The 3,517-nt window shown below is 54.8% G+C and carries 2 protein-coding genes; one reads left to right on the forward strand and one right to left on the reverse strand.

Annotated elements, in window-relative coordinates:
* Positions 1-312: 312 nt before the first annotated feature.
* A complete protein-coding gene (locus SB764_RS37940) occupies positions 313-630 on the reverse strand; it encodes a hypothetical protein (protein WP_410866452.1) in 318 nt (105 codons plus the stop codon).
* Positions 631-1,579: 949 nt separating this feature from the next.
* Between SB764_RS37940 and SB764_RS37945 the strand changes: the two genes are divergently transcribed.
* A complete protein-coding gene (locus SB764_RS37945; RefSeq protein ID WP_410866453.1) occupies positions 1,580-2,473 on the forward strand; it encodes an H-NS family nucleoid-associated regulatory protein in 894 nt (297 codons plus the stop codon).
* The last annotated feature ends 1,044 nt before the right edge of the window (positions 2,474-3,517 follow it).

Here is a 3,517-nt window from a genome sequence, read left to right on the forward strand (position 1 = left end):
TTTCGTCGTATTCGCCGTGCTTATGCTTGTCCACTTCGCAGCCCTTAATTGTAATACAAGTGCCTAACACGCTCTAGAGCGCAACTGGCGCGCCGCAGAATGAGCGGGGCGAGGCATCTCCGTCGTGCCAATCCCATTTGAGCCGCCGCTTGCCTCGATGGCCACATTCGGCGCGTTTATCGACACACAGCACTTTTCCGACTCGCGCCGTCCTGCAGTCTCCTTCGGCATTGGCATGATGCGGGGCAACCTTCGTAACGATATGCCTAGCGGGATGTTCAATTCACCTTCACCGCGTTGTGCAACTCCAGCTCAGTGCAACTTGCTACCGTGCCGGCGTAGTGCTGTCGCGAGCAGAGGATTGTCGCCCGCCTCCGCTTCGGCGCGATCCGGAAGGTTCGTCGCGACGATGACCCTCACATCAAACTCAAACGCCGCCATCAATTGTTGGCGCGCAATCGAAACACAGTCTCCACCGAGGTCCGCACCGGCATTCGCGGCAGCCAGCGCGGCCGTAGCCACCAGGCCGAAGGCGGCCACGGCTTCGTCCCAGGCGAGCCCGAGCTCGATGACCTGCTGTAGGAGCTTACCGGCTATCGCAGCGACCTCCTCTCCGGTTTCATCATCCATGTTCTACCTTTCGCATATTCAGGTTTTTCTGGCTCATCAATCAAACAACGCGAGTCCGGTTTGCCATAGCCTTCCTGCTGATGAGCCTCAACATCCGATAGAGACTGACGCGGAACTTGCTCGCCGCCCGATTTCCAGACAGCTGTTGCGATAGAGACGACGCAATGCTCCGTTCACATCACGACATCGACGCGTTCTATCTGTACCTGCACCTGCGATCGCGTGAGAAGAATGAAACGCGGCGTACAGCCGCACCAAATCTCGTACGCAAGCCATCGTTACCCTAGGTAGTCGACACCCTTTAACGACGTGCCGCGGTCCTCAATTTGTACACGGCATCCGGTACAAGCGATCTTGCATGGTGACATCTGCTTAATAGGACCAAAATCAGATCAACTTCGATCACTGATTCCGCCGAGAGGCGCTGATGTAAGGTAGAAGCAACAGACTGTTAGATGCATTTCCTGCTGGCGATTGCCTCCTGTGCCAAGTCGGCGCGCGACGCTGTCGTAACGATCCCGCGACTTCGTCGATGTTCTTTGTTGTGTTGCGCCCCTCCACCAGACCCAACGACGATTTGCCGTAGCCGCGACGTGCTTGCTGCACCCAACGAGAACAACGCATAGGGACTGAGATCCGCTCGGGACCGCATAGACTTTGACCTTCACGATTCGTGTCCAACACAGTCGTGGAGAAATCTGCTCACAAATAGTTAGAATTAAACAACCTTTTCATTCATCGGCTGTCACTGCTAATGCGTGAAAGACCCACCCTTCAAAAGCTACTCATGAGCCGATAGCTTTTCTAAACATTGGCATGTGACGGATCGGACTGAAACAGTCGGAAATCCACGGAGTGAACATTTCACATGGCGAATACCCGCACTTCAACAATTCAAATGCGCGTTGTGGCATAGTGCGTCAAACCAACCTCAGGGAAACAAAAAACAATGGCAACGCTCGATTCCATTCAGGCAAAGATTGCAAAGCTTCAGGCTCAGGCAGAAGCAATTGTCGTTAGCAAGTCGACAGTCGTCTTGAACAAGATCCGCGACTTGATGGACAAGCACGGTATCAGCGTTGCCGACGTCGACGCTCACGTAGGCAAGCGTCGCGGTCGCAAACCCGCAAGCGCAGTCGGCACAGCGTCGGTTGCGAAGTACCGCGATCCGAAGAGCGGCGCGACGTGGACGGGACACGGGCGTGCCCCGCAATGGATCGCCAGCGCGAAAGACCGGAGTAAGTTTCTGGTTGAGGGTGCGTCCCAATCCCCTGCACCTGTGAAAGCCGAAGCGAAGCGTGCTGGAAACTACAAACGCGGCCCGCAACCGGCGCTTTATCGCGATCCGAAGTCAGGTGCGACCTGGAGCGGTCGCGGCCGCGCTCCGTCCTGGATTGCAAATGCAAAAGACCGCACGCGCTTCTTGATTGCAAAAGCCGATAACAAGGCTGTCGAGGCCCCGGCCGCCAAGAAAACGGCAACCGCGAAGAAGAGCGCGACAGCGAAGAAGGCGACACCTGCCAAACAAGCAAATGCGATAAAAAACGTGGCTCCTGCAAAAAAAGCGGCCTCCGTAAGCAGGACTGCGGGAAAACGAGCAGCCACGGCAAAGAAGGCCGAAGCAGTTAAGGGGGCAGATACTCAGAAAGAGGCGACTGCAGCAAAGAAGGCGACCGTGACCAAAAAGGCCGTCCCGGCAAAGAAAGCGACGACTGCCCGCAAGGCGCCTGCGAAAAAAACCACCGCTGCGAAAGCTCAACTGCAGGGCAAGGCGATAGCATCAGCGCCCATCGAGAATACTGTGCCGGCAACTGAGCTGCCGTTGGCGAAGGCAGCCGCATAAGACATGCCGCGTCATGCTGCTCCGTGACACCACTGGCGCGCGTTGTTGCTGCAGCTTTCAGAACATGGCCGCACTCAAGTCCGCCTGCGACTATTGAATGTGTTCCTGTATTCCGCCGATCCAGAGCGCCGTCGAGCTCCCCAACAGGCTCGGCGGCGTTCACTTTTCATAGCAACACTATAAGGATCGCATCAGTCATCGTCCGAGGGGCGAACAACTTCCATTGAAGCGCGATGCAAACTATCAATTCCAGAATCAATGTCCTCTGAACGGCCGCTCAGTCAGTCGACAGAAGCTTGAACCGCCTTTGTACTCGAATCAGTGACAATCGCCAGTTCAGTGGTCTGAACGAACTCAGCATGATAGACGTCGACATGCTGGAGATCATGCCACTGGCGACGACCTGATTGCTGATAGCACGCAAGGGCATCAATTAGGAGCTTCGAGGTAAGTCGAAAAACAATGTGGCCGGCATCACAAGCGGCGAACCACTGCCGCATAGTGCAGTCTCGAGCTGCTCAACTGTGAGCCAGTCGACGGGTAGAAAGACGACTAGCTCTTGCTCCTCGGCCAAGGATTATTCGGGCTCTTTATTTTATGTAAAACGTCTCGGATTCTGTCCAGAAATGGGTTGAAGCACTGCGGTAGTGGCCAATTCGCTTGGCGATGTCCCTACCTTTTAATGGCCGCTCTTCACGAAGTACCCGCCTCACGTCTTCTTTCATTTTTTGGAACCCAGAGAACCAGGTACTTTACGAGTACGCAAATCCCCACTATTCAAAAGACCCGCTTATTTTATATCTGGTGGCTCAATTGGGCCTCTCCACTGGAGTCTACCTCGTAGCGCATGACCACAATTTACGAAGTCAATCAGCTTTGAATACCCTACGAAAGACGTAGGAGCACGCTATTTACCCCTTCGCTCGAGTTCAGCTCGGTGTTGATTTGCACGGAATCCTGACCAACCGGGGATGCGGCTATTTTCTTGGACTGTTTTATGTCGTTAGGCCGAGGCTTTCACGGTACTCGATGGGGCTGAGATAG

Origin of the sequence: Paraburkholderia sp. SIMBA_027 (genome assembly GCF_046535315.1) — a bacterium.
Taxonomy (GTDB): domain Bacteria; phylum Pseudomonadota; class Gammaproteobacteria; order Burkholderiales; family Burkholderiaceae; genus Paraburkholderia; species Paraburkholderia tropica.

Excerpts from the sequence above, each read along its gene's own strand:
- SB764_RS37940 (WP_410866452.1), bottom strand. The coding sequence starts at position 630 with ATGGATGATGAAACCGGAGAGGAGGTCGCTGCGATAGCCGGTAAGCTC.
- SB764_RS37945 (WP_410866453.1), top strand. The coding sequence starts at position 1,580 with ATGGCAACGCTCGATTCCATTCAGGCAAAGATTGCAAAGCTTCAGGCT.